Source organism: Amycolatopsis sp. NPDC104775 (assembly GCF_055583325.1).
The window spans coordinates 89,530-115,017 of sequence record NZ_JBVJOE010000008.1 but is presented as its reverse complement, the minus strand read 5'-3'; the positions used below and the strand labels follow the sequence as shown (position 1 = coordinate 115,017).

26 protein-coding genes and 1 tRNA gene are annotated in these 25,488 nt (G+C 69.2%); 11 read left to right on the top strand and 16 right to left on the bottom strand.

The window, feature by feature from the left end; genetic code table 11:
* Positions 1-81 precede the first annotated feature (81 nt).
* Entirely contained in the window at positions 82-1,338 is a 1,257-nt protein-coding gene (locus ACZ63D_RS31085; RefSeq protein ID WP_465357921.1) for an MFS transporter, read from the top strand.
* Positions 1,339-1,452: 114 nt separating this feature from the next.
* Positions 1,453-2,526 carry a DNA polymerase III subunit beta gene (gene dnaN / locus ACZ63D_RS31080; RefSeq protein WP_465357920.1) on the top strand — a complete coding sequence of 358 codons (1,074 nt, stop codon included), beginning with the start codon at positions 1,453-1,455 and terminating at the stop codon, positions 2,524-2,526.
* 963 nt (positions 2,527-3,489) lie between these two features.
* Here the strand turns inward: dnaN and ACZ63D_RS31075 are convergent.
* From ACZ63D_RS31075 to ACZ63D_RS31045, 7 genes are all read right to left on the bottom strand, one after another.
* Positions 3,490-3,744 (bottom strand): glutaredoxin domain-containing protein, encoded by a 255-nt coding sequence (locus tag ACZ63D_RS31075; protein WP_465357919.1) that lies wholly within the window; start codon positions 3,742-3,744, stop codon positions 3,490-3,492.
* Positions 3,741-4,517, bottom strand: a complete 777-nt coding sequence (locus ACZ63D_RS31070) for an MBL fold metallo-hydrolase (RefSeq protein ID WP_465357918.1) — start codon at positions 4,515-4,517, stop codon at positions 3,741-3,743. Before ACZ63D_RS31070 ends, ACZ63D_RS31075 begins: the two co-directional genes overlap by 4 nt.
* Positions 4,518-5,342 (bottom strand): NUDIX hydrolase, encoded by an 825-nt coding sequence (locus tag ACZ63D_RS31065; protein WP_465357917.1) that lies wholly within the window; start codon positions 5,340-5,342, stop codon positions 4,518-4,520.
* Between the two features lie 144 nt (positions 5,343-5,486).
* Complete coding sequence (locus ACZ63D_RS31060) at positions 5,487-6,674, bottom strand: hypothetical protein (protein WP_465357916.1); 1,188 nt, start codon at positions 6,672-6,674, stop codon at positions 5,487-5,489.
* A gap of 38 nt (positions 6,675-6,712) precedes the next feature.
* Positions 6,713-7,342, bottom strand: a complete 630-nt coding sequence (locus tag ACZ63D_RS31055) for a hypothetical protein (protein WP_452081657.1) — start codon at positions 7,340-7,342, stop codon at positions 6,713-6,715.
* Positions 7,342-7,797: a RidA family protein gene (locus tag ACZ63D_RS31050; RefSeq protein ID WP_465357915.1), complete on the bottom strand. Its 456-nt coding sequence runs from the start codon at positions 7,795-7,797 to the stop codon at positions 7,342-7,344. Before ACZ63D_RS31050 ends, ACZ63D_RS31055 begins: the two co-directional genes overlap by 1 nt.
* 10 nt (positions 7,798-7,807) lie before the next feature.
* Positions 7,808-7,969 carry a DUF4177 domain-containing protein gene (locus tag ACZ63D_RS31045; RefSeq protein ID WP_020664158.1) on the bottom strand — a complete coding sequence of 54 codons (162 nt, stop codon included), beginning with the start codon at positions 7,967-7,969 and terminating at the stop codon, positions 7,808-7,810.
* A 140-nt stretch (positions 7,970-8,109) separates the two neighbouring features.
* On the opposite strand from ACZ63D_RS31045, the gene ACZ63D_RS31040 reads away from it, so the two are divergent.
* The 3 genes from ACZ63D_RS31040 to bagB are packed head-to-tail and all read left to right on the top strand — an operon-like array spanning position 8,110 to position 10,503.
* Complete coding sequence (locus tag ACZ63D_RS31040) at positions 8,110-8,358, top strand: hypothetical protein (protein WP_465357914.1); 249 nt, start codon at positions 8,110-8,112, stop codon at positions 8,356-8,358.
* Positions 8,359-8,380: 22 nt separating this feature from the next.
* Entirely contained in the window at positions 8,381-9,385 is a 1,005-nt protein-coding gene (bagA, locus tag ACZ63D_RS31035) for an ATPase BagA (protein ID WP_465357913.1), read from the top strand.
* Positions 9,385-10,503 carry an ATPase BagB gene (gene bagB, locus ACZ63D_RS31030; protein ID WP_465357912.1) on the top strand — a complete coding sequence of 373 codons (1,119 nt, stop codon included), beginning with the start codon at positions 9,385-9,387 and terminating at the stop codon, positions 10,501-10,503. Before bagA ends, bagB begins: the two co-directional genes overlap by 1 nt.
* A 44-nt stretch (positions 10,504-10,547) precedes the next feature.
* Here the strand turns inward: bagB and ACZ63D_RS31025 are convergent, their stop codons facing one another.
* A complete protein-coding gene (locus ACZ63D_RS31025; RefSeq protein ID WP_020664154.1) occupies positions 10,548-10,841 on the bottom strand; it encodes a WhiB family transcriptional regulator in 294 nt (97 codons plus the stop codon).
* A gap of 337 nt (positions 10,842-11,178) precedes the next feature.
* Between ACZ63D_RS31025 and ACZ63D_RS31020 the strand changes: the two genes are divergently transcribed.
* The 3 genes from ACZ63D_RS31020 to ACZ63D_RS31010 all read left to right on the top strand — a co-directional run bounded on the left by ACZ63D_RS31020 (position 11,179) and on the right by ACZ63D_RS31010 (position 14,591).
* Complete coding sequence (locus ACZ63D_RS31020; RefSeq protein WP_465357911.1) at positions 11,179-13,329, top strand: transglycosylase domain-containing protein; 2,151 nt, start codon at positions 11,179-11,181, stop codon at positions 13,327-13,329.
* A gap of 178 nt (positions 13,330-13,507) precedes the next feature.
* Positions 13,508-14,488: a metallophosphoesterase gene (locus ACZ63D_RS31015; RefSeq protein WP_465357910.1), complete on the top strand. Its 981-nt coding sequence runs from the start codon at positions 13,508-13,510 to the stop codon at positions 14,486-14,488.
* A gap of 29 nt (positions 14,489-14,517) precedes the next feature.
* Positions 14,518-14,591: transfer RNA gene (locus ACZ63D_RS31010), tRNA-Pro, on the top strand.
* A gap of 212 nt (positions 14,592-14,803) precedes the next feature.
* Here the strand turns inward: ACZ63D_RS31010 and ACZ63D_RS31005 are convergent.
* Positions 14,804-15,547: a methyltransferase domain-containing protein gene (locus ACZ63D_RS31005; protein ID WP_465357909.1), complete on the bottom strand. Its 744-nt coding sequence runs from the start codon at positions 15,545-15,547 to the stop codon at positions 14,804-14,806.
* Between the two features lie 39 nt (positions 15,548-15,586).
* Between ACZ63D_RS31005 and ACZ63D_RS31000 the strand changes: the two genes are divergently transcribed.
* Positions 15,587-17,434, top strand: a complete 1,848-nt coding sequence (locus ACZ63D_RS31000; protein WP_465357908.1) for a S9 family peptidase — start codon at positions 15,587-15,589, stop codon at positions 17,432-17,434.
* A gap of 38 nt (positions 17,435-17,472) precedes the next feature.
* Here the strand turns inward: ACZ63D_RS31000 and ACZ63D_RS30995 are convergent, their stop codons facing one another.
* The 5 genes from ACZ63D_RS30995 to ACZ63D_RS30975 form a co-directional block, all read right to left on the bottom strand.
* A complete protein-coding gene (locus ACZ63D_RS30995; RefSeq protein WP_465357907.1) occupies positions 17,473-18,099 on the bottom strand; it encodes a TIGR03085 family metal-binding protein in 627 nt (208 codons plus the stop codon).
* Positions 18,100-18,176: 77 nt separating this feature from the next.
* Complete coding sequence (locus ACZ63D_RS30990) at positions 18,177-19,568, bottom strand: glutamate decarboxylase (protein ID WP_465357906.1); 1,392 nt, start codon at positions 19,566-19,568, stop codon at positions 18,177-18,179.
* A 93-nt stretch (positions 19,569-19,661) separates the two neighbouring features.
* Positions 19,662-20,138, bottom strand: a complete 477-nt coding sequence (locus tag ACZ63D_RS30985) for a Dps family protein (RefSeq protein ID WP_465357905.1) — start codon at positions 20,136-20,138, stop codon at positions 19,662-19,664.
* A gap of 64 nt (positions 20,139-20,202) precedes the next feature.
* Complete coding sequence (locus ACZ63D_RS30980; protein WP_465357904.1) at positions 20,203-20,625, bottom strand: organic hydroperoxide resistance protein; 423 nt, start codon at positions 20,623-20,625, stop codon at positions 20,203-20,205.
* Between the two features lie 132 nt (positions 20,626-20,757).
* A complete protein-coding gene (locus ACZ63D_RS30975; RefSeq protein ID WP_465357903.1) occupies positions 20,758-21,330 on the bottom strand; it encodes an NADPH-dependent FMN reductase in 573 nt (190 codons plus the stop codon).
* A gap of 129 nt (positions 21,331-21,459) precedes the next feature.
* On the opposite strand from ACZ63D_RS30975, the gene ACZ63D_RS30970 reads away from it, so the two are divergent.
* Positions 21,460-22,512 (top strand): alpha/beta hydrolase, encoded by a 1,053-nt coding sequence (locus tag ACZ63D_RS30970; protein ID WP_465357902.1) that lies wholly within the window; start codon positions 21,460-21,462, stop codon positions 22,510-22,512.
* A gap of 108 nt (positions 22,513-22,620) precedes the next feature.
* On the opposite strand, the gene ACZ63D_RS30965 is transcribed toward ACZ63D_RS30970, so the two are convergent.
* Positions 22,621-23,148 (bottom strand): hypothetical protein, encoded by a 528-nt coding sequence (locus ACZ63D_RS30965; RefSeq protein ID WP_465357901.1) that lies wholly within the window; start codon positions 23,146-23,148, stop codon positions 22,621-22,623.
* A gap of 671 nt (positions 23,149-23,819) precedes the next feature.
* Between ACZ63D_RS30965 and ACZ63D_RS30960 the strand changes: the two genes are divergently transcribed.
* On the top strand, positions 23,820-24,968 hold the full coding sequence (locus ACZ63D_RS30960) for an MFS transporter (protein ID WP_465358175.1): 1,149 nt from the start codon (positions 23,820-23,822) through the stop codon (positions 24,966-24,968).
* 126 nt (positions 24,969-25,094) lie between these two features.
* Here ACZ63D_RS30960 and ACZ63D_RS30955 read toward each other — a convergent pair whose 3' ends face one another.
* Positions 25,095-25,472 (bottom strand): hypothetical protein, encoded by a 378-nt coding sequence (locus tag ACZ63D_RS30955; RefSeq protein ID WP_465357900.1) that lies wholly within the window; start codon positions 25,470-25,472, stop codon positions 25,095-25,097.
* Positions 25,473-25,488 lie beyond the last annotated feature (16 nt).

Genomic DNA, 25,488 nt, shown 5'->3' with positions numbered 1-25,488 from the left:
ACTGACTGACCCGATCGGGCGTGACCAAGATGACCGGAAAATAACTGGTACCTGCGTACCAATTTCGCCATACTAGTACGCGTGTCCCAGTCTGCCCACACCGAAGGCCGCACCACGCTCGCCGACTACCGCGCCGCATTGACCGCACCTGGCTCTCGCGGCCCGGTGATCGCGTCGATCCTGGCCCGGCTCCCGATCGCGATGATCGGCATTTCCGCGCTGCTGTACGTGCAGCGCGAGACCGGTTCGTTCGCCGCGGCCGGGCTGGTCTCGGCGAGTTCGCTCGCCGGGGTCTCGGTGGGCGCGGTCGTGCAGGGCAGGCTGATCGACCGGTTCGGGCCGAGCCGTCCGCTGCTCGTCGTCGCCGCCGTGTTCGCGCTGTCGATGGCGTCGCTCGCGGTCGCGATCGAGGCGCATCAGCCGACGTTCGTGCTGATCCCGCTGGCCGCCGCGACCGGGCTTTCGGAGCCGATGGTCGGGTCCGCGTCGCGGGCACTGTGGACGAAAATCCTGCCGGAAGGGCCAGCACGCAACGCCGCGCTGTCGTATGAGGCGATCAGCATGGAGGTCTTCTTCATTCTCGGCCCGGGCATCGCGGGCCTGCTGATCACCGCGCCGTGGGCGGGCACCGGCATGGTCGTCGGTTCGATCACCATGGTCACCGGCGCGGTGCTGTTCGCGCTGAACCCGACCGTGCGCGCGTGGGGTCCGGCCCCGAAGGCCAAGACGCCGCTGCTCGGCGCGCTGGCCAGCCCCGGGATGCGGACGCTCGCGGTGGCGGCGCTCGGTTTCGGCGTCGTGATCGGGTTTGTGGAGGTCGCCGTCCCGGCCGCCGCGACGGAATCCGGTCACCCCTCGCTCAGCGGTTTGCTGCTGTCCGCGTGGTCGTTGAGTTCGGTGGCGTTCGGTGTCGCCTACAGCCTGCACCCGTGGCCCCGGCGGCTTGGCTTGCGCCTGCCGGTTCTGCTGGGCGGTTTCGGCGCTTTCGTTGCGCTGCTTGCCCTTCCGTCGAGCCTGTGGGCCTTGGCCCTGCTGATGCTGCTGGCCGGCGCGATGATCACGCCCCAGTCGACGACGCACTCCGCGGCCATTGAGGTCGTCGCTCCGCGCGGCACCGCGGCCGAGGCGTTCGGCTGGGTCCTCACGGCGGTCACGCTGGGACTCGCGGCTGGCCAGTCGGTGAGCGGCTATCTCGTGGAGCATTCCGGTACTGCTTCGGCATTTTTGGCTGCTGGGGTGGCAGGTGTCGCGCTGGCCGGTGTGGTGTGGCTGCTGCGGGGGACCGTGCGGGCTGCTTCGCCCGCGGTCGACGATGCTCTCGTCGGCGCCGCCAGCTAAGCACCGGCTGTTGCTCGCTGCTGGCAGTACTCTCCGACACTGCTAACTAGGCATTTCCGCAGCTCAGCGGCTTCTCTGGCGTTTTTGTCGGTGGTCGCCGCTACTTTGCGTGGCATGGATCTCACATCCTTCGTGCGGCCGCTAGCGACGGTCGTGACCGCTGCGGCCCGACTCTTGTCGAGGCAAGCCCGCCTGCGTTTGCGGGCGAACCCCGACGGCCTCGTGGTATCCGGCAACGACCGCGACCTGGCCGTCCAGCTGTCCTGCCCGGCGACCACGCATCTTGACGGCGAGGTCGTAGTGCCAGCCGCACCCTTCGCCGAAACGATCCGGATGCTGGATGTCGACCAGGTCCGCTTGGCCGTCGAAGGAACCCGCCTCGCGATCCGGACGGACAACGCCCGCTTCGCCCTGCCGCTGCTCGACCGCGACCTGCACCATGATCGAGAACCGCCACCCCTTCTGTCCAAAGTAGACGGTACTGCTCTCGGCGAGGCTCTGCGCACCGTCGCCGGCACTGCCGCGAAGGACGACGCGCTGCCGGTATTCACCGGCGTACGCGTGCAATCAATCGGCGACGAGCTATGTCTGACCGCCTCAGACCGTTACCGGATGGCCGTAGCCCGCTTGCCACTGCGCGAGGTCCGAGAGCCCATCGACGTCCTTGTCCCAGCCACCTTGCTGACCGAAGCCGCCCGCCACAGCGCCGGTGCCATGGGATTGCACGCCGACCGCGGCCACTTCGCCCTGAGCTGGCCCGGCGGAACCGTCACGACAGCGGTCCTCGATGCAGGCTTCCTCTCCGCGGACGCCATCCCGTCCGATGCCATCGACACGGAAGTCGAAGTGGGCGCCGACGAACTGGCCGCCGCCGTCCGCCGAGTTGGGGTCTACTCCGAGGACCGCCGTGTCCTGACCCTGGAAGTCGGCGATGCCCACCTCCGCCTGGCCAGCACGCGACAAGACACCGGCGAAGCGGAGGAACTCCTCAAGGCAAACGTTTGCGGCGGCCGGACGTCGCCGTCCTTCCAGGCGCGGTATCTGCTCGACGCACTCGCCCCGTTCAGCGGGGAACGAGTACGGCTGGCGATCCAACCAGGGCTGCGGGCGTGTGTCTTGACTTCGGCCGACGCGGAGGAACGGGAGGTGGGATTGAAGTACTACTTGATGCCGCTGCTGTCCCGGTGACCTGGCGGGCTGCGGTCGGTCCGGAGTGGGCTGGCGCTGAGCGGGTGCGGTCACTGAGGACTCGGCGCAGGTGCCGCGCCGGAGCTGAGGCCCCCGAGATTGGCGGGGGAGACGCCGCGCCGTCGAGTCCGGGTGAATCAGCAGCGGCATGGGTCCCAGCGCACAGGGTCGCGCCCGGTGTTGAGCCCACCCGGGATGGGTGGGTCGAGACGACGCACCGCCGAGCCGTGAGGAGCCAGCAGCAACGTAGATCCGCCGCACAGCACCGCGCCCGGAGCTGAGCCCGCTCAGGATGGTCGAGTGCGAGATCCGACTCGTGCTGACCGAAAGCACGGCGCTCGCCGTGCAGCGCCACGCCCGGAGCTGAGCCCACCCCGGATCGCCAGGCGCGAGAGCCGACTCGTGCCGAGCCGGAACCGCACGAAGTTCACCGTGCAGCGCCATGGCCGAAGCTGAGCCCACCCCGCATCGCCGGGTGCAAGATCCGACTCGCGCCGAGCCGAAAACGCACGGTGTCCGCCGTGCAGCGCCACGCCGGAAGCCGAGCCCACCCCGGATCGCCGGAGCGAGATGACGCATTGCCGAGCCGTGCCGGGCCGGAATCAGTCCCGGATTCACCGCACTCTGCCATGCCCGGAGCCGAGGCCGCTTGGAGTGGCCGAGCGAGGTGGCGCACCACCAAGCCGTGGGGAGCCAGCAACACGCATCCCGCCGCACAGCGCCGAGCGCGGAGTGGAGCCATGGCCAGGAGCGAGGCTGGGCCGGGGAGCCGCAATGCGGAACCGAGCGCAGCGGAACTGGGCCTGAGCCAACACGCCAGAGGTGCAGCCAGTTCGTGGCGGTTCTGGCCCCTGCTGCCGGGAAACCAGCACGAGTGTGCGCCGACCAGCCAACCCAATGCCCATCCACCAGCGGGCGCTGCCCAGTGCCGCCCACGGCCAAAGCCCGCGGAGGAAACCGTCCTCAGGCAGCCGTCTCCGCCGCTACCGCGGCCTTGACCTCGTCGAAGGTCGGGTTCACCAGCGCGGTCGAGCCGACGATCACCGTGGGCACCGTCTCGTTGCCGTTCGCTACCTCGCGCACTCGCTCGGCCGCGCCCGGCTCTTCCCAGATGTTGATTTCCCGGACCGGCAGGCCGCTTTCCATCAGCGGTCGGCGCAGCGCCGAGCAGAAGCCGCAGCCTGGGCGCCAGTAGAACTCGACCTCGACGTTGCTCATTGTCCGTCCTCCGAAGAAGCCCGTAGGTATTCCAGTTGTGCGCGCACGCTCGCCTCGGCCGGCGCCCACAGCGCACGGTCGACGTCGGCGTAGACGACCTCGACCACCTGCCGCGGCGTCGCGTTTTCGCCGAGCGTTCCCAAGGCGGAACGCACCTGATCCAGGCGCTGTTCCCGATGCGCCAGATACTCCCGTGCGGTCGCGGGCAGATCCGGCAGCTCCGGGCCGTGGCCGGGCAGGCCGGGAGTGCCAGCGGGCAGCGCGATCAGTTTGCGCAGCGAGCGCAGGTAGTCGCCCAGGTCGTGCAACACCGTCGTGCCTCGGCCGAGGATCGTGTCCCCGGTCAGGATCTGGCCCGCCACCAGCAACGACACCGAATCGTCGGTGTGGCCGGGGGTGTGCAGGACACGGAACTCCAGGCCGCCCGCGGTGAAGGCGTCGTCGTCGGCGAAGGGGGGCGCATCGATGCAGAGGGAAGCGTCGAAGGCTCGTACCGGGGCACCCGTTTTCGAGGCGAACCAGGGCGCGCCTTCGGCGTGGTCCGGATGGTGGTGCGTCAGCAGGATCAGCTCGACGGGACCGACCGCGGCGAGTTTTTCCAGGTGCTCCAGGTCGTGGTAGCCGGGGTCGACGACCACTGCGGCCGAGGCGTCGGGCGCGCGCAACACCCAGGTGTTGGTGCCCTCCAACGTCATTGTCGACGGATTGTTCTCCAGCAGCACCGACGCGGTCTCGGAAACACGGCGCAGCACGCCATAAGCGGGGGCGGTCACTCAGGACTCCGAAGTATCGAGGACAACGCGGATGTTCTCGCCGTCCCGGACCAGGGTCGGCACGGTCTTCACGATCTCGCGCGGCTGCCCGAGCACCGCGTCCGCGGTCGAGAACTCGGCGAGTTCGACGAGGGTCAGCCAGGTCGGCGGCATCAGGGTGCGACGGCCTTCGCGCGCGTCCGCGACCGCCTCGGCGGGCGGCTGCCAACCGGCGGCGGCCGCTTCGGAGGTAGCGCCGTCCGCGCGCTGGCCTTCGGGCAATTTCGCGACGAAGAAACGGGTGTCGTATCGACGCTTCTCCTGCGGCGGCGTGACCCAGTGCGCGTACGGGTGCAGCAGGTCCGCGCGCAACGTGAGCCCGGCGTCGGCGAGGAATCCGGCGAGCGAGATTTCCCGTGATTCCAAGGCTTTCCGCGCTTCGTGATATGGCGTGACGTCGGCGACCACCGCGTCCTCGGTCCCCGCCAGCAGCACGCCGGACTCCTCGAACGTCTCCCGCACGGCAGCACAGACGAGCGCGCGGGCGAGGCTTTCGTCGCAGGTGAACTGCTCGGCCCACCACGACGGCGGCGGCCCGGCCCAGGCCACGGAGGCGTCGGCGTCGCGCGGATCCACCCCGCCGCCAGGGAACACCGTCATCCCGCCGGCGAACGCCATGCCCATCACGCGATGCTGGAGGAAGACCTCCATGCCGTCCGAAGCGTCTCGCAGCAGGATCACCGTGGCGGCGTCCTTCGGGGTCGCCGGCGGGCCATCCGCGTTGTCCCGGATCGCGATGCCGGGACGGGCGGGGATGTCGAAAACGAATTCACGCGGCCGTTCCACCCGGGCAACATACCTCGCAATCCGTACGCGTCGCGGATTACTTGTGTCACCTCGCGGCAGGTCCATGAGGGGTCCCTCCCGGCCGGGACAGTGGAAGGCCCCTCGCAGGAATCGCGAGGGGCCTTCCACCGAAACCACAGGTGCTCAGGACCAGTGCTGGTCCCCGCCCGAACGGGACGCGCCGTTGAGCCGCAACCGGGCGGCCTCGGCACGCTCGCGCTCAGCCAGTTCCTCGTGCAGCTCGCGCAGCAGCGCACGGTCGCGTTCGGAAAGGCTCGGATCGTCCAGATCCAGCGCGGGCAGCTCGACCACCTCGTGCATGCTCGGCTTGCCCGCGGCGATCTCGCGACCCTTCTCCGGGTCCTCAGCCAGCGCCCGCCGCAGCTGCGCGACCTCGGACGGCGTCAGGTCCGACGTGCGCTCGGCACGCGTCTCCGACCCGGCTGTCCGCGGCCGGTCCGAAGACGACGCGGGTTCAGCCGGCTGCTCCGGCATCGCGACCGGTTGTGCGGGCACGGCCTGCACGATCGGCACAACGGGCGCGACCGGCACCACCGGCTCGGCGGCGGCGACCGGTTCCGGTTCGGGCTGGCGGTGACCGTGGCGGCTCGGCGCTTCCGAGACCGGTTCGGGCACCGGAGCCGAAGCGGGAGCCGGGGCACTGCGCTGCGGCGTCGCCTCCGGCCGGTAGTCCGGGGCCGAATGCGTGCTGCCGGTGACCCACACCGGGCTGGCGACGGCGCCCGCGGCCTGGTGGTAATCCGACTGCGGGATCCCCGGGCCGCTCACCTCGACGACCGAGCGGATGCCCGCCCGGCGCAGCGCGGTGTCGACGCGGAACGCGACCGCGGGCGGGTTGCCCTCGGGACCGAGTTCGACCAGCACGACCCGCTGCGGCAGCGCGCCCGGCACGCTGCCCGCCGGGGTGTTGCGCCACACCGCGTGCACCGAACGCACGTCGGGCAGCACCTGCAGGGTGCGGTCGAGCGCCTCGGCGAGACCGAACTCGGGCTGGTTGTCGCCGGTGAACCGGTGCGTGTGCATCGGCTCGTGGTCGGTGACCAGCAGGTCGTTCGCGAGCGTCGCGTCCGACCGGCTCATCTCGAGCACCAGCGCGAGCTCGCGCTGTTCGGCCTCGCTCACCGGGATCCGGCCCGCGATCAACGTGCCGGTGGTGAGTTCCACCGCCTCGTCGATGTGGGCCCGGGCGATCAGTTCCCGCGCTTCGGTGAGCGCGCTGTCGTCGATGCGGCCCGCCAGGGCCAGCAACAAGTTATGCAGGCGCAGGGGCACCGAGAACCCGTCCATCGGGCCGTCGTGAACCTCCACCATGGCTCTGCTCCTCCCAGCTCGCCTGGCGGCAACGAGCGTTAAGCGGCGACAAGTCGATGACCGGCGCCCGCGGCGCCTACGCAGACCAGCTCGGACTCGGCGAGCGCGGCCCGGTGGTACCCGGGAAGGTCGAAGCGCGGCGGGATGACCTCGACGCTGGGCTCCTCGTCCCCCATGACCCGCAGCACCCGCTGCAGTTCACCGGTGAGCCGGGGCTGCCCCGCGGTCGCCGTCACCAGCAGGACTCGCTTCGCCCCGCTCTCGCCGGCGGTGCCGAGGCGCCGCCAGCTCTGCCGTACTTCCCCCACATCCGCGCGTCCACGCAACGTCGCGTGGAGCAAGACGGACACAGAGTCGACGGAGTTCACCCATTCGGGCGCACTCTGCGTGAATGTGTACCGGGTCTCGGTGACGTCGTCTACCCCCAGCGTGGAACTGACCTGGTGCCAGTCTGCGCCGTGCGGGATCAGACCGGCCACGAGCAGGCGGTACTCCGCCTGGTCCAAATCGATCCTGTGCTTGAGCAAAGACCTCGGCAGGGTCCGCGCGAGCGTCCCCATCGCGCCTTCGCCGAGCCAATCGCGGAAACGCCACAGCAGCTGGTCGGGGGTGCGGCCGGCGAGCCGCAGCAGCAGTTCGTGCAGGGACTGTTCGATGTCGGGGTCCATCACTCCACCTCCACGATCAGTTCGACTTCCACCGGCGACGCGATCGGAAGCTCCGCGACGCCGACGGCCGACCGGGCGTGCACCCCGGCGTCGCCGAAGATCTCGCCGAGCAGCTCGGACGCCCCGTTCACGACCGCGGGCTGGCCGGTGAAGCCCTCCGCGGACGCGACGAACCCGACCACCTTGACAATCCGGACAACAGAGTCAATGCCGACGAGGGCGTGCACCGCGGCCAGCGCGTTGAGCGTCGCCGTGCGGGCGTAGCCCTTGGCTTCCTCCGGGCTGATCTCGCCGCCGACCTTGCCGGTCGCGGCGAGCTTGCCGTCGACGAACGGCAGCTGGCCGGAGGTGTAGACGTGCGAGCCGGTGCGCACGGCCGGCACGTACGCGGCCAGCGGTGCGGCGACTCCGGGCAGTTCGATGCCGAGCTCGGCGAGCCGGTCGCTCCAGGTCAACGCCGCCCCCTCAGCTCTTCGGCCGCTTCAGGTACGCGACGTGCTGTTCGCCGCTCGGGTTCGGCAGCACGGTCACCAGCTCCCAGCCGTCCTCGCCCCACTGGTCGAGAATCTGCTTCGTCGCGTGGATCAGCAGCGGGACGGTGGCGTACTCCCATTTGGTCGCACTCATGACTCGGGAGCGTAACCAAGCAGGCAAGACCCCTCCGGACCGCGGCTCCCGAAAGCTCGTCACCCGTCCAGGGGACAGCCTGGCTGAGCAGCCGAGTGTGGGTCACTTCACATCCGATTGTCGCTCGCTAGCGTGGGCACGTGGAGACCTGGCGGATCATCGCGACCGTGCTGCTCGCCGTGGCCGGGGTGCCGCTCGTGCTGGCCGTGATGGCCAAGACGCGGGACCGGGTGAACGATTCGGGCCAGGTGGCCATTTCCGGCGCGGTCACCCTCACCGGGCTGATCGTGGTGGCAGTGCTCACGCTGACCGTGCTGCCCGCCTTGGTGACCTGGATCGTCGTCGCGGTGGTCGCCGCTGCGGTCAGCGTCATGATGCTGGCCAGCTGAGCACCGGTTTAGTGTTGGGGACGTGACCACACCCTCCGCTGGCTGGACCGACGAGCTCGCCAGGGCCCGGCTGCATTTCGTCACCGGCAAGGGCGGAACCGGCAAGACCACGCTCGCCGCGGCGCTGGGTCTCGCGCTCGCCGCGGGCGGCCGCCGGGTCCTGCTGATCGAGGTCGAGGGCCGCCAGGGAATCGCGCAGCTCTTCGACACCGAACCGCTGCCGTACGCGGAACAGCGGATCGCGTCGGTGCCCGGCGGCGGCGAACTGCGCGCGCTGCACATCGACGTCGAAGCAGCGCTGCTCGAATACTTCGAAATGTTCTACAACCTCGGTTTCGCCGGGCGGACGCTGCGCCGGATGGGGGCGATCGAGTTCGCCACCACGCTCGCGCCGGGCCTTCGCGACGTGCTGCTCACCGGCAAGATCAAGGAATGCGTCGGGCGCACGGAATCCGACGGCCGTCACACCTACGACGCGGTCGTGGTCGACTCGCCGCCGACCGGGCGCGTGGTGAAGTTCCTCGACGTCACCAAGGCCCTCACCGATCTGGCCAAGACCGGCCCGATCCGCGGCCAGGCCGACGGCGTCGTCCGGCTGCTGCATTCCGGCGAGACCGCCGTGCACCTCACCACGCTGCTGGAGGAGATGCCGGTGCGCGAGACCGTCGAGGCGGTGGCCGAACTGGACGGAGCCGACCTGCGGCCGGGCGCGGTGCTGGTGAACCGGGTCCGCCCACCGCGGCTGCCCGCGCGCTCGGTGACCGCCGCCGCCGACGGCCGGGTGGACGCCGACCGGGTGCGCTCCGGGCTCGCCTCGGCCGGGCTGAACCTGCCGGAGGCGACGCTGGAGGCGCTCGTGGAGGAGACCGTGGAGCACGCCGTCCGCGTCGCCGCCGAACAGCGGGCCCGCGAACAGCTCGCCGAGGCCGATCTGCCGACGCTGGAGCTGCCGGACCTCACCGACGGCATCGACGTCGCCGCGCTCTACGAACTCGCCGAAACGCTGCAGGAACAGGGGGTGCGCTGATGCCCGCCGACACGGCGCTCGACGTCGACGCCCTCCTCGACGACCCGGCCAGCCGCGTGATCGTGTGCTGCGGTTCCGGCGGCGTCGGCAAGACCACCACCGCGGCGGCGCTCGCGCTGCGGGCCGCCGAACGCGGCAGGCAGACCGTGGTGCTCACGATCGACCCGGCACGCAGGCTGGCGCAGGCGCTCGGGCTGCGCGAACTGGGCAATCACCCGAAGCAGGTGCGGGTCGAGGGCTTCGAGCCCAAGGGCGAACTGTGGGCGATGATGCTCGACATGCGCCGCACGTTCGACGACATGGTGCGCGTGCACGCCGGTCCGGAGCGGGCCGAGCAGCTGCTGCAGAACCCCTTCTACCAGACCATTTCCACGTCGTTCTCCGGCACGCAGGAGTACATGGCGATGGAGAAGCTCGGCCAGCTCGCGGCGACCGACGAATGGGATCTGATCATCGTCGACACGCCGCCGAGCCGGTCCGCGCTCGACTTCCTGGACGCGCCGACCCGGCTGTCCACCGCGCTCGACGGCCGGATGATCCGGCTGCTCACCGGTCCGGCGAAGGCAGGCGGCTGGGGTCTGCGCAAGGTGGTCAGCGCCGGGTTCTCGATGTTCGCGAAGGCCGTGTCGACAATCATCGGCGGTCAGCTGCTCGCCGACGCGTCGGCGTTCATGCAGGCCTTCGACAGCATGTTCGGCGGATTCCGCGAACGCGCGCGCAAGACCGCCGAGCTGCTGCGGTCGTCGGGCACGTCGTTCCTGGTGGTGGCCGCGCCGGAGCCGGACGCGCTGCGCGAGGCGTCCTACTTCGTGGAGCGCCTGGCCGGCGAGTCAATGCCGCTGGCCGGCTTGGTCGCCAACCGCACGCACCCGGTGCTCGCGCCGCTGTCCGCGACCGAAGCGCTGACCGCCGCCGAGTCGGTGCAGAACGCGCCGCTCGCCGAGGCCGTGCTGCGGCTGCACGCCGACCGGGTCGCGCTGGCCGAACGGGAAAACCGCCTGCTCGCGCGCTTCACCCGCGCGCATCCGGAAGTACCGCTGACCCGGGTGCCCGCGCTCGCCGGTGACGTGCACGACCTGGAAGGCCTGCGCGACATCGGAGTGAAACTGGCGTCGTGAGCGGCAATCCCGGCGCTACCCGGGATTGCCGCTCACGAGAAGCCTCAGCCCGCCGCGGCGGCCAGCGCGTCCCGCTTGGCCGCTTCGAGCAGGTCAGTCCAGCTGGTCACGTCCGGACGACGGCGCAGCAGGGCGCGCCGCTCCCGTTCCGTCATCCCGCCCCAGACCCCGAAATTGATCCGGCCGTCGAGTGCCTCGGCGAGGCATTCGGTGCGGACCGGGCACCCCATGCACACGGCTTTCGCCCTGTTCTGTTCGGCGCCTCGCACGAACAACCCGTCGGGATCAGCGTCCCGGCACGAGGCGTCGACCCGCCAGCCAACCTGATTGGTTTGCATACCCCCAGCTCCCTCATCTGGTGTATGGCACCAGCGAAGGCGAAGCTCCCGCTCCCACCCCCGCGAGCGTTTCCCACTGCGCCGCACGTCGGTGACGGCACCTCCCCGGTGCCGCTGCCGCTTTCCGGACCAGCCAGGCTCCCACCCGGACTGCTCCGTCTGTCGGCATCTACGTGAGACGTTGACGGACTGTAGGGTCCCTCGGTTCCCTCCGTCGAGACCTAGCATGCATTCCGTTACCTGAGGTCACGTCACGGGGTCCCGTTAATGATCGCTTCCGGGGGCGCGCGGGCGTTAGGTCACGAAGGCGACACGGGCCTTCAGTACCCTGGCCTTCGTGCGCAAAACGGATGGTCTTTTCAAGCTCCTCGGCCTGTGCCTGCTGGCAGGGGTGCTGGTCGCGGGGATCCTGTTCCCGGTGGTGGGCGCCGCGGGTGTCGTGTCCAACCAGGCGAGCGAGACGGTCGACAAAACGTCTTCCGACCTCGCCGACATCCCGCCGCCGCTGGTGACGACTGTCACCGACTCCGGTGGCAAGCCGATCGCGACGCTGTACGACCAGTACCGCATCCCGGTCCGCCCGGACCAGATCAACCCGGCGCTCAAGTGGGCGCTGCTGTCCGCCGAGGACAAGGCGTTCTACGAGCACCACGGGGTGAACTGGGGCCGGACGCTGCGCGCCGCCGTCTCCAACACCGCGGGCGGGGACACGCAGGGCGCCTCGACGATCACGCAGCAGTACGTGAAGAACTATTTGATCAACGTCGTCTACCGGAACGACAAGAACGGGCAGGCCAAGGCGCAGGAACAGTCGCTCTCGCGCAAGCTCAAGGAAGCCCGGATCGCGATCAACCTCGAGACCAAGCTCTCGAAGGACCAGATCCTCGCCGGCTACCTCAACATCGTCGAGTTCTCCCGGAAGATCTATGGGGTCGGAGCGGCCGCGCACGCCTACTTCAACACCACGCCGGAGAACCTGACCGTGCCGCAGGCCGCGCTGCTCGCCGGCATCGTGAACAACCCGATCGTCCTCGACCCGTGGAACCACCCGGACAAGGCGACGAAGCGGCGCAACCTGGTGCTCGACCGCATGGTCAGCAACCAGAAACTGGCGAAGGCGGACGCGGACAAGTTCAAGGCGGAACCGCTCGGCGTAGTGCCGGACACCCCGCAGAAGCCCGCGTCGAACTGCACCGGCGCGGGACCGGAGAACGGCTTCTTCTGCCAGTACGTCGAGGATTACCTGATCAAGGCCGGAATGACGAAGGACCAGCTGTACACCGGCGGCTACACGATCAAGACGACGCTGGACGAGAAGGCCAACCACGAGGCGAAGGTCTCGGCCGAGACACAGGTGAACAAAACCCAGAAGAACGTCGCGAACACACTCTCGCTGATCCGGCCCGGCAAGGACCGGCATGAAGTGGTGGCACTGGCGGCGAACCGGGACTACGGCATCGACGCGGATCAAGGGCAGACGACGTACGCGCTCCCGTCCGGTGTGTTCAACACCGGCGGCGCGGGGTCGAGCTACAAGATCTTCACCACCGCGGCGGTGCTGAACCAGCACATCGCCGGGATCTACAGCAACATCCCGGTCGGCAACAGCTATGTCTCGCACGTGTTCACCGGCAGTCAGCCGCACTGCCCGGCGACCGGCGCACCGAACACTCACTGGTACTGCGTGGGCAACGCCAGCAACAGCTACCCCGATTCAGCGTCGTTGCAGATGGCGCTGGCGACCTCGCCGAACACCGCGTTCGTGGCGCTGGAAGACAAGCTCGGCAGCACCGGCCCCGCCATCGACATGGCGTCCAAGCTGGGCATGCGCGAGACGATGGCGAGCACCACCGGCGGCGGAAAGGTCGACCCGAAGTCGACCGACCCGAACAAGAACCAGAGCCAGGCCCAGGCCTACGGCCCCAAGGGCAGCTACCCGGGCACGGGTGCGTTCACGCTCGGTTTCAGCCCGACGAGCGGCCTGGAACTGGCGAACGTCGCCGCGACCATCCTGAGCGGCGGCAAATGGTGCCCGCCGACCCCGCTGGCGTCGGTGACCGACCGCGACGGCAAGCCGGTGCCGATCAAGGAAGCGGCGTGCGAGCAGGTCGTGCCGGAGGGCCTGGCGAACACCATGGCGGTCGGAATGAGCAAGGACGACCAGCCCGGCGGCACGTCCGCCAAGGCCGCCGAGGCCGTCGGCTGGAACCGTCCGCTCGTGGGCAAGACGGGTACGACCCAGAACAACGGCTCGGCGACCTTCGTGGCCGGAACCCCGCAGATGGCCGGTGCGGCGATGGTGTTCCGCCCGGAGGGCGGTAGCGGCGGTCTTTGCTACAACGGCGTCGGCGACGTGACGACGTGCGGCACGGGCAACATGTTCGGTGGCAAGACACCGGCGCAGACGTGGTTCGGTGCGATGGCGAACATCATGAAGGACCAACCGGTCGTTCCGCTGCCGCCGGAGGATCCGGCTTACACCAACTGAATCCGGTGAAACGGGGCGGGAGAAGCGATCTCCCGCCCCGTTTCGCATGTCCGGAGTGCGCGGCGAAAGGGGACGCCGCGGCATTTTTCCCGGAATCGCCGAGAAAATTCGGACGCCCGCACAATTAAACCGCACCGGCCACAGCGGACGACCTGATCGAACACGTATCCTCGAACATGTGAGCACGCTCGGTAACGCCAGTCCGCCCGGGGGCACCGCGAAGCGGTTTGCCGCAGGGACCATCGCCCTCGGGGCCGCCACCCTCGGTTACGCCGTCGGCATCGAACGACGCCGCTTCACGCTGCGGACCGCCGAACTGCCCGTACTCGCGCCCGGCACCCCGCCGTTCACCATCCTGCACGTCTCCGACCTGCATATGCTTCCCGGCCACCGCGCCAAACAACGCTGGGTCGCCGCGCTCGACGAGCTCGACCCCGACCTCGTCGTCAACACCGGCGACAACCTGTCCCACCGCACCGCGGTGCCCTCCGTGCTCCGCGCGCTCGGACCGCTGCTGGACCGGCCCGGGCTCTTCGTCTTCGGCAGCAACGACTACTACGCGCCCAAACCCAAAAACCCCGCGCGCTACCTCATGCCCCGCGGCAAAAAGAAGCGCATCCACGGCACCCAGCTGCCCTGGCGCGACCTCCGCGCCGCCTTCCTCGAGCACGGCTGGGTCGACCTGACCCACGTCCGCCGCACCATCGACGTCGGCGGCCGCGCCGTCTTCGCCGCCGGGGTCGACGACCCGCACCTCCACCGCGACCGCTACTCCGACATCGCCGGACCCGCCGACAGCACCGCGGCCGTCCGCCTCGGCGTCACCCACTCCCCCGAACCGCGCGTCCTCGACACCTTCGCCACCGACGGCTACGACCTCGTCCTCGCCGGCCACACCCACGGCGGACAGCTCCGCATCCCCGGCTACGGCGCCATCATCACCAACTGCGAACTCGACCGCAGCCGCGCCCGCGGCGCCTCCCGCTGGGGAGCCCGCATGTGGCTGCACGTCTCCGCCGGACTCGGCACCTCCCCCTACGCCCCCGCCCGCTTCGCCTGCCCACCGGAAGCGAGCCTATTGACGCTGGTCCCGCGCGGATCCGGCACCTCCGACCCCCGCAAACCAGCCCCGCGTAAAGCCGCGAAACCCGTCCGCTAGACTTACTCTCGACCCGCTAAGCAGTACCTCGGGGTGTGGCGCAGCTTGGTAGCGTGCCTCGTTCGGGTCGAGGAGGTCGTGGGTTCAAATCCCGCCACCCCGACTGGCGAGTGAGGGCCGCGTGTCTGCAGAAAGCGCAGACACGTGGCCCTCACTTCGTTGTGTCTTCTGGGGGTCGGACCCCCAGGCCCCCGCCAGGGGGCTCGCCCCCTGGACCCCCGAAGGTGAGTCGGTTGCGGATCGTGGGGCCCGCCAGAAAACGAGCCCGTTAGGCCCCTGAAGGTGGGGGGTTGCGGATTGTTTTCGTTTGCGGTGTTAGCGGGTGGCGGTTAGTTCTTGCCAGCATTGGCAGAAGTCGCCTATGGCGGGGGATTTTGTCCAGGACCAGGCGGAGCGGGCGGCTGAGGTTAGTTGGTCGTGGAACTTGGTGGGGGGTGCCGCCAGGGCGGCGGCTAGGCGGGCTTCTATGTAGGTGGCTAGGGCTCGGTAGGAGAGGTCTTCTCGGAAGCGCGAGCGTTCGGTGATGGTGGTGAAGCCTGCGGCGGCTAGTTTTGCGGCGATGGTGCGGCCGGAGAAGGGGTCGCCGCCGTGGTGGCGGCGTAGCAGGTAGTGGCCGCGCAGGGCGGCGTCTACGTTTGCGGTTCTGGGGCGGATTTTTGCGCGGCTCCAATCCGAGGTGGAGATTGCCAGGTGGCCGCCTGGGCGGAGGACTCGGCGGATTTCCGCTAGGGCCGCTAGGGGGTTTGCCAAGTGTTCGAAAAGGGCGTGGGAGAAGACCACGTCTATTGAGGCTGTTTTGAGGGGGAGGGCGTAGGCGGTGGCGGTTAGGTAGTCCACTGTGGACGTCGTGGGGAGTAGCGGGTGGTGGATGTCTACGCCGATGACGTGGCAGGCGGGGGCCAGGGTCGCGGTGATGGAGCCTTGGCCGCAGCCTAGGTCCAGGACGCGGGAGCCTGGGGTGAAGAGCGGTTGGGCGAAAGCGGCGCGGTCACTCGCTGTGCGCGTGTTCATCATCGACAGCGCGTCTTGGGCGTAGCCCGGCGCGTAACCCTCCAGCACCCCGCACAGAGTACGGGTGAGAGGTGGCAGGATCGAGGGGTGAGCACGCAGTCAGGCAACCAAAATCCGCCCGCGGTGGTCCCGGACCGCCTGTTCGACGACCCCGAAGCCGAAAAGCGCTGGCTGGCGCGGTTCCACGCGCCGCGCATCTCGGTGCCCGAATGGGCTCGCGACGCACCCGATGCCAACGTGTACGTCTCCAACGCCAGTGGCGTGTGGGAGGTCTACGCGTGGGACCGGGCCACCGACAGTCACCGGCGCGTCACCAACCGGCCCAACGGCACCATGCAGGCGACGCCCTCGCCCGACGGAACAGCCATCTGGTGGTTCGACGACACCGACGGCGACGAGTTCGGGTCCTGGCGCAGCCAGCCCTTCGACGGCGACAGCTCCGCGGCCGTCAAAGCACTGCCCGACATTCACGACGGATATCCGGCCGGACTTGAAATCGGCCACCGGGTCATCGCGGCCGGTGTTTCGACCGACGACGGCAGCGAACTGTTCGCGAAAATCGACGGCGTAACCGAGCGTTTTTACCAGCACGCCGACGACGCGGGAATCGCGTCGATGTCGCGCGACGAAAGCCTGCTCGCCATTTCCCATTCCGAACACGGAGATTCGCGGCACCCGGCGTTGCGAGTGCTGTCCACCGACGGATTCACCACCGTCGCGGAGAAGTGGGACGGCGAAGGAAAAGGCTTGCAGGCACTGGAGTTCTCGCCGTTGCCGGGCGACCAGCGCTTGCTGGTCCTGCACGAACGCCGCGGTCGCGAAGAACTGCTGGTGTGGGACGTGCAGGCGGACACCGAGACCGAACTCCTGATCGACCTGCCCGGCGAGGTCGCCGCGGACTGGTATCCGGACGCCCGCGCCCTGCTGGTGGTGCACTTCCACGAGGCACGCAGTTCGTTGTACCGCTACGACCTCGACACCGGTGAACTGTCCGCTGTGGACACTCCGGCCGGGCGGATCGGCGGCGCGGGCGTGCGACCGGACGGGACCATCGAGTACTCGTGGTCCAGCGCCGCGGAGCCCGCCGCGGTCCGTGCCCGTGCGGCTGACGGCACCGACTCGGTGCTGCTGACCCCGCCGGGCGAACGCGCACCGGGTTCGTCGCCGGTCACCGACGCGTTCGTCGAGGGGGTCGGCGGCCGGATCCACGCACTGGTTTCCCGGCCCGCGGACGCCCCCGAGGGCCCGTTGCCGACGGTGTTTTCGCTGCACGGCGGCCCGCACGCGGCCGACGAGGACCGGTTCTCCGCCTATCGTGCGACGTGGCTGGACGCCGGATTCGCCGTGGTCGAGGTGAACTACCGCGGCTCCACCGGTTACGGCTCGGCGTGGCGGGACGCCATCGAGGGCCGCCCGGGCCTGACCGAACTCGAAGACGTCGCCGCGGTCCACGACTGGGCTGTCGAAAGTGGACTGTCCGATAAGGACAAATGCGTGGTGAACGGCGCTTCATGGGGCGGGTACCTGACCCTGCTGGCCCTAGGCACCCAGCCGACGCGCTGGGCGGCCGGTGTCGCGGGCGTGCCGGTGGCCGACTATGTGGCCGCTTACGAGGACGAAATGGAGCAGCTGCGCTCGTTCGACCGCGCCCTGTTCGGCGGCTCCCCGGAGGACGTGCCCGCGGTGTACCGCGAGTGCTCGCCGCTGACGTACGTGGACGCCGTCGCCGCCCCGGTGCTGATCCTGGCGGGCGACAACGACCCGCGATGCCCGATCCGGCAGATCGAGAACTACCTGGACCGGCTCGCGAAGCGCAACGCGCCGCACGAGTTCTACCGGTACGACGCGGGGCATGGCTCGCTGGTGATCGCCGAGACGATCAAACAGACGTCCATTGAGGTGTACTTCGCCTTGCGGGCGCTAGGAATGCGCTGATGGGTTGGGGCCGTCCAGGTTCGCCTGGACGGCCCCGCTCACAGCCCGCGCTTAGCGCCCTTCAACCGCTCCACCGCTGCCTCGTCGCCTTCAAACGTCACCTGCACCGCGTCCCGCCCAAAGACGAACAGCAGCAGCTCCACCGGCTCGCCGACAACACTGACCACCGGCGCGCCCGACTTCACCGAAGCCGACTGCCCATCCGGAGTCCGTAACACCACTCCCACCGGCGATTTGCGCAGGTTCAGCTTCGCCATCCGCGTCGCCAGCTTCCAGGCCGCTCCGTCCCGCGACGGATCAGCCGGGCGCGGGGTCCAGCCCGGTTGGGCTCGGCGGACGTCCTCGTGGTGCACCAGGAACTCAGCGCTGTTCGCCGCCTCGTCCACCGGGCCGAGAGACGTCGGCCAGAAGCGGGACGGGCCGCGGCGCACTTGGGCGACCAGATCGTCCCACGGGCGTGCCGCGACCTTGTCCTGCACTTTCCGCGTATGCCCGGCGAGTGCGGGCACCACGATCCCGGGCATCGCGTCCGGCCGGTGTTCCCGCACGACCAGGTGCGCGGCCAGGTCCCGCGTCTGCCAGCCTTCGCACAGGGTCGGGGCGTCCGGGCCGAGTTGCTCGAAGAGGTCGCTCAGCGCTTGGCGTTCGTCTTTGGCGAGGCCCATGCACAGAGACAGTACTGCGTGGCGAAGCCGCTCCGTTGAGGGCGGCGGAGGGGAGGAAGGCGGAGAGTACTCGCCAGTCAGTGGTGGAAAGCGGTCGACGCGGCGGGATCATGCTGCGGAGACGGCTGGCGGTTCAGTTCCGGAAGTACCCGCTTGAGGTCGGCGAGCAGCAGGTCAGCGAGGTCGTGCGTGAAGCCGTTGCGGACGACGACGCGCAGCACGGCCAGGTCGGTGCGGTTGGCCGGGAACGTGTACGCGGGCACCAGCCAGCCGCGTTCGCGCAGGCGGCGGGAAACGTCGAAAACATTGAACGCGGTGACGTCCGAGCGGGTGGTGAAGGCGAACACCGGCAGCTGATCGCCTCGGGTGAGCAGTTCGAACGGCTCCAGCTGGGAGATCTGTTCGGCCAGGTACATCGCCACGTCGCGCGAAGCTTGTTGCACCGCACGGAAACCTTCGCGACCCAGCCGGACGAACGTGTAGTACTGCGCGGCGACTTCCGAGCCGGGGCGGGAGAAGTTGAGCGCGAAGGTCGGCATGTCGCCGCCGAGGTAATTGACGTTGAACACCAGTTCCTCGGGCAGCGCCGCCTTGTCGCGCCACACGACCCAGCCGACGCCGGGGTAGACGAGGCCGTATTTGTGCCCGGAAGTGTTGATCGAAGCGACGCGCGGCAGCCGGAAGTCCCATTCCAGGTCCTCGTCGAGGAACGGGGCGATCATCGCGCCGGACGCGCCGTCGACGTGCACGGGGATGTCCCAGCCGGTCCGCTCCTGCAGCGCGTCGAGCGCGGCCGCGACCTCCGCCACCGGCTCGTAGCTGCCGTCGAAGGTCGAGCCGAGGATCGCGACGACGCCGATGGTGTTCTCGTCGCAGAGCTTCACCGCTTCTTCCGCGGACAGGTGGTACCGGTCGCCCTCCATCGGCACGAACCGCGGCTCGACTTCCCAGTATTCGCAGAACTTTTCCCAGCACACCTGGACGTTGATGCCCATCACCAGGTTCGGCTTCCCGCTGCGGCCCAGCTTCGACCAGCGCCGCTTCAACGCCATTCCGGCGAGCATGCAGGCCTCGGACGACCCGGTCGTCGAGCAGCCCATGATGTCGGTCGGATCGGGAGCGTGCCACAGGTCGGCGAGGATGTTGACGCAGCGCCGCTCGAGTTCCGCGGTCTGCGGGTACTCGTCCTTGTCGATCATGTTCTTGTCGACGCATTCGGCCATCAGCTCGCGCGCCTGCGGCTCCATCCACGTCGTGACGAACGTGGCGAGGTTGAGTCGGGCGTTGCCGTCGAGCATCAGCTCGTCGCGTACCAGCTGCAGCGCCGTGTCCGGCGGCAGCGAATCGTCCCGCAGGCGGTCGCGCGGCATCGTGAAATCCGCGGCGAGCGCCGGATTGCTCCCGGCGTACAACGGATTCGTGCCGGTCTTCCGGTCTGCCCGATCTTGTTTCCCCTGATGCAGCACCATGGTTGCGAACCTACTGCCGCACACCCTCGACGACCAGCGGACGCGGAAGAGCCGTCCGCGGCAACGGCGGACGGCTCTTCCGGGGAGTGCGGGTCAGGCCTGCTGCGCCTGCCACATCCAGTGCGCCTCTTCCAGCGCGCGGGTGATCTCGATGAGCAGATCCTGCGTCACGAGGTCGCTCTTGTCGGTCTCGTCGATGCGCTTGCGGAGCCGTTCGATCAGCGCCGCCAGGGTGTCGACGATCGCGGCGATGGTCGAGTCGACGGACTGCCAGTTGTCCGGGTACTCGGGCGCACCGGAGGTCGCGACGACGGTTTTCGCCTTGCCGTTGGGCGAAACCCCGATCGCGGCGGCGCGCTCGGCCACCTCGTCGACGTACTGCCGCGCGGTCGACACCAGCTCGTCGAGCTGCAGGTGCGCGCTGCGGAAGTTCTGGCCCACTACGTTCCAGTGCGCCTGCTTCGCGGTCAGCGAGAGGTCGATCAGATCGGTCAGCGTCGCCTGCAGCGCGTTGCCGGTGATCTCCTTGTCCGCGTCGGAAAGCGGGCTCTTGATCGGAGAAGTGGTCATCTCGGGTGTCCCTCCTCGGTCTTGGTCAAACGGTGGTCAGACTGCGGTGGTCAGACTCCGGTGGTCAGACGCTGGTGGTCAGCTCCACCTCGATGTTGCCGCGGGTCGCGTTGGAGTACGGGCAGACCTGGTGCGCCTGCTCGACCAGCTGGTCGGCGTCGGCCTTCGCCAAACCGGGCAGCGACACGTCGAGCCGCACGCCGAGCTGGAACCCGGCGTCCTTCTTGAACACGCTGACCGCTCCGGTCACCGTCGCCGCCGGCAGCGCGATCTTCGCCTGCCGGGCCACGGCCTGCAGAGCGCTCAGGAAGCACGCGGAATATCCCGCGGCGAACAGCTGCTCCGGATTGGTTTTGTCGCCGCCGGGACCGCCCATCTCCTTGGGGATCGCCAGCGACTCGTCCAGCACGCCGTCCGAGGACGTGACGTCGCCGTTGCGGCCTTCTCCTCGCGCGGTCGCGACGGCGGTGTAGATCGGCTCGGCCATGCGTGTTACCTCCTCATCGGGACGCCTCCGGAGTCAGCGTCTCAGTGAGTTCAACGCTCCGCATCCGCGGAACCGTGCCCCGGCATGGCAGTCATCACCCCGGGAATAACCGGGGTGCGAGGAGGCGAAACCTCAGTGTGTGCGAAGCAACGCGTGCTCCGCGACCTGCTCTCCGATCAGCCGCAGCGTGCGGACGCTCTTTTCGTCGGACGCGCCGCCGCCCTCGTCGAATTTCGTCTCGGCGGAGTTGATCGAACCACCCAACGGGGTGGACCAGCCGCGCAACGCGTGCGTGATCGTGCGGAGTTGTTCGAGCGTGGTGACCGCGGCCTGCCAGCCGTAGGCGACGGCGGCGAGACCGACCGCTCGTCCGTCCAGGTAAGGCCGGGTGTCGTCGCGGAGGTCTTCGACGTAGTCCAGGGCGTTCTTGACCAGCCCGGACAGCCCGCCGTGATAGCCGGGCGAGACGACGATGAGCCCGTCCGCCTGGCGCACGCCCTCGATGAGCTTCCGCGCGCGTTCGTTCCGCTCCGGGGTGGCGGTGTCGTAGAACGGCAGGACCAGCTCGGGGCCCGGGATCAGCTCGGTCACGACGCCGCGTTCTTCGGCGGCGGCGAGCGCGATACGCAACGCTCGCTCGGATTGCGAGCCCTCGCGCAGCGAGCCGCCGATACCCAGCACCTTGACCTTTTTCGCCGAAGTCACAGGTCGAGGCTAACCCCTCTACCTAACTGGAGGACCAGGATCTGAGACGGAGGCTTGAGTCACACACCGACTGGACCAACGTACCTACTGGCAAGTAACCTCGGCGCATCCGGCGTTCGAGGAGGAACGATGGCCATTCCGCCGCAGATCCGCGCTCAGGCTGCCGCCGCGCAGTTGTTGTTCTGGCTGCCCAGGCCGGTGCGCAGACTGATCGCCGGGCCGCCGCTGCGCCTGGACGGCCAGGAGCTCGCCCTTGACGCCCAACTGCTGCTCCGGCTGCAGAAGCTCTCCGGCGCGGCGCTGGTCAACGGATCGGTCGAGCGGTCGCGCGCCCTGCTGGAAGCGAGCCAGCACCTGGTGAACGGCAAGCGGATCGAGCCCGTCGCGACCCGCGACGTCGCCATCCCTTCCGGCGAAGCGGCTCTCGACGCGACCCTGTACACCCCGGCCGGGCTGCCGGAACCGTCGCCGTTGCTGGTGTTCTTCCACGGCGGCGGATGGGTCATCGGAAGCCGGGCCACACACGACAACGCCGCCCGCTACCTCGCAAAACACGCCGGAGTGCGGGTGCTGTCGGTGGAGTACCGGCTCGCGCCGGAATGCCCGTTCCCCGGGCCGGTGGAGGATGCGCTGGCGGCGTTCGACTACGCGCACGCCAAGGCGGCCGACCTCGGCGCGGACCCCGACCGGATCGCGGTGGGCGGCGACAGTGCGGGCGGCAATCTGTCCGCCGTCGTCGCGCTGGAGGCGACCCGTCGCGGTGGCCCGGCCCCCGCGTTCCAGTTGTTGATCTACCCGGCGGTCGACTTCACCACCCGGCGCCGGTCTCGCGAGATCTTCGGCGAGGACCTTTTCCTCACCGACGAGGCGATGGTGTGGTTCGAGGGGCATTACGCACCCGAGGGCGTCGACAAGGCCGACCCGCGGATGTCGCCGCTGCTCGCGTCTGACCACAGTGGACTCCCGCCTGCCTACATCGTCACCGCGGGCTTCGATCCGCTGCGCGACGAAGGCGAGGCGTACGCGGAAAAACTGCGGGCGGCGGGTGTTCCGGTGGCGGTCAGCAGGCAGGCCGACCTGATCCACGGATTCCTCAACTTCGCCGGGGTCGGGACACGGTTCCGGGAGGCGATCGCCGAGATGGCCGGTGCGCTGCGGGTGGGACTCGCGAAGCACTCGTGAGCGGCCGCTGAGAACCGGCTCGCGCACTCACGAGCCTGGACATGGAACGGAGCCTGGCGCGGCGAATCGCACCAGGCTCCGGGCCTTTCCCCCTCTTGTTCAGGCCGTTCAGGTCCCCGGCACCGGAACGGGCACCGGAAGCGGCGGCACCGGAACTCCGCCGAGCAGGCCGCCCAGGATGCCGGTCACCGCGGCGAGCAAGGCCTTGACCAGGTCGCTCACGATCTTGAGCGGTCCGGGAAGGTCCGGCAGGTCCGGGATCGGCACCGGCAGCGGCGGCAGTTGCCTCGGCGTCGCCCTCGGGTCGCTGACCAGCCGGTTGGACTCGTCCGCGCGGAGCTTCGCCGCTGAGGAGAGCTGCTGGGTTTCGGATTGGACCTGGTAGCGCTTGCCCGCCGCGATGTCCGCGAGCACCGGGCTGAGCCGGGTGAGGTCCGCCCGCGTCTTCGCGACGTCGCCCGCGTACGCCACCTTGGTCAGATCGTCCCGCATCTGCAGGACCTGCGCGGCGACGGCTTGAGTGGCCGAGGACCCCTTGCCGCCCGCCGGGCTCGCGGCGGCCATCCCCGAAGTGCCGGCGGCCAGCAGACTGCCCGCGGCGACCACAGCGATGATCCGCCCGATCTTGCCTTTCATTCTTTACCTCCCTGGCCTTTGGGACCTGCCGGGTAAATCGATACCCGCCGTGTCGGACTAACACCAGCCGATCACCGGATAGGGAGTTTTTCTAACCCTTACGTGCCGAATCCAAGAACCGGGAACCAGCCCGCAATTGATTAACGTGGACGGCTTGCGCGTCCCCCGGCCATCACGGATAGCCGACTTGAATCTGACTGAGTGTAGCCGAATTGCCCGAATGGCTGTATCGCTCACTCACATAGGCGTAGTTCGTGATCGATTACCTTCATCACCCCGTCGGAACGCGCGATCTCGCTCGTCCGACCGTGGAGGGTCCCCCACGCACGCACCGCCGCCCGCATTCGGGTCGGCTCCCCTTTTGCCTGAGGCGGCCCCGCCACTTCGACCGGAAACTCCAAGGTCGGCGCGAAAAAGTGAAAAATTGTTCGCGAATGGGTGACGAGAATGTCTTTCCGTGTTGCCGACGAAGTTAGCACCCAGGTCGCGGTCGCATTTTCCGGGTCGCCGAAGTCCCGCGGATTGCCCGGCCGGGCGCGGGGTGCCGCTCAGCGGGTGTGACGAAAAGAAGTTGCACGCCCGTACCAGCTCTTGCTCTCATGGGGTACGTGCCGTTGCAGCCCTATCGCCGCGTCCTGAGCGTCCCCGGAATCCGCCCGTCGATGGCGCTGATGTTCTTCGCGCGCCTGCCCATGACGATGACCGGCGTGACGCTGACGCTGTACGTCGTCAGCGGGCTCGGCCGGGGCTATGGCGCGGCGGGCGTCGTCGGCGCGGCTGTCACGCTGGGGATGGCACTCGGCGCGCCGACGATCGGGCGCACCATTGACCGGTACGGCCTGCGCCCGGTGGTCGCGGTGTGCGGGCTGTCGTCCACCGCGTTCTGGTTCGCCGCACCCCATCTTTCTTACGCGGCGCTGGTGGTGTGCGCGCTTCCGGCCGGCGTGCTGTCGGTGCCCGCGGGCTCGCTGGCACGGCAGATCCTGGCCGCGCTCGTGCCCGCTGACCAGCGGCGCGCGGCGTATTCGCTGGACACGATCCTGGTCGAGGCGTCGTTCATGATCGGCCCGGCGGCCGGGATCGCGGCGATCTCGTCGCTGTCGGCGACGCTGACGCTGAGCGGCATCGGCACCATCTTCGGCCTCACCGCGCTGCTGATCTTCCTGCTCAACCCGCCGATCCGGAACGAGGACGAACTGGCCCCGGCAGGCACCGCGCGGCCGCCGCTGCGGTCGTGGCTGACCGGACGGCTGCTGGCGACCCTGCTGATCGCCGCCGGAACGCTGTTCTGCCTGGTCGGCACCGAGGTCGCGACGCTGGCAGCGCTGCGCTCGCACGGCGACGTCGGCTGGACCGGCCTGGTCATCGCGGTGATGTGCGCGGCGTCGATGATCGGCGGCATCGTGCACGGCGCGGTGCGGAAATCGCTGCCGCAAGGAGTGCTGATGCTCCTGCTGGCACTGCTGGTGATCCCGGTCGGGCTCGCGACGCAGCCGTGGTGGCTGCTGATGCTGCTGCTGATCCCGACGAACCTGCTGTGCGCCCCGACGCTCGCCGCCACCACGGAATCGGTCAGCGAACTCGCGCCGCCCGCCGTCCGCGGCGAGGCGATGGGCCTGCAGGACGCGTCGACCCGCCTCGGGTTGGCCGCGGGCAGCCCGGTGGTCGGGTTCGCGATCGACCATTCGAGCCCGGCCTGGGGTTTCGCGGCGGCCGGATTCGGCGGGCTGGCGCTGGCGGCGCTGGGACTGGTGTGGACGCTGCGCCGGAGCGCGGTGCGGACGCCTTCGCTGGCGGCCGCGGTGCGGGCTCGCCGCTGACCTGCGCCGAACGAGCCACATGGGGTTTGCCCGGCGCAGGCGCAGTGCCGACCGACCCGGACCGTCCGTGAGTGGGCCCCTGCGGGAATCAGATTCCGTCAGGGTTCCCACGCGGGCGGGCGAAGGTCAGGAGCAGGCTTTGCGCAGGCTGTCGAGCTTCTCCAGGTTGCGCTTGGTCCACCGGGCGATCACCCCGGCGTCCTCGAGGTGCTCCTTCTGCACCTGGACGTACGAGTCGGCCATGCCGAGCAGGGCCTTCTTGACGTCCTCCTCCTGGACGTCGGCGGCCAGCTCGCGCAGCCGCCGTTCCTTGTCCTGCGCGCGGGCCTTGAGCTTTTCGCCGTCCACCAACGGGTTCAGGTCGGCCAGTCCCAGCGCCTCGGCGCACGTGGAGACCTTGTCCACCGCCGAATTCGTCTGATTGACCGCCGAATCGACCTGGTCGCATCCGGCCAGCAGCGTTCCCGCCGCCACCAGCGCGACGGCCACCCCCCAGCTTTTCATGATTTCAGGGTAGCGG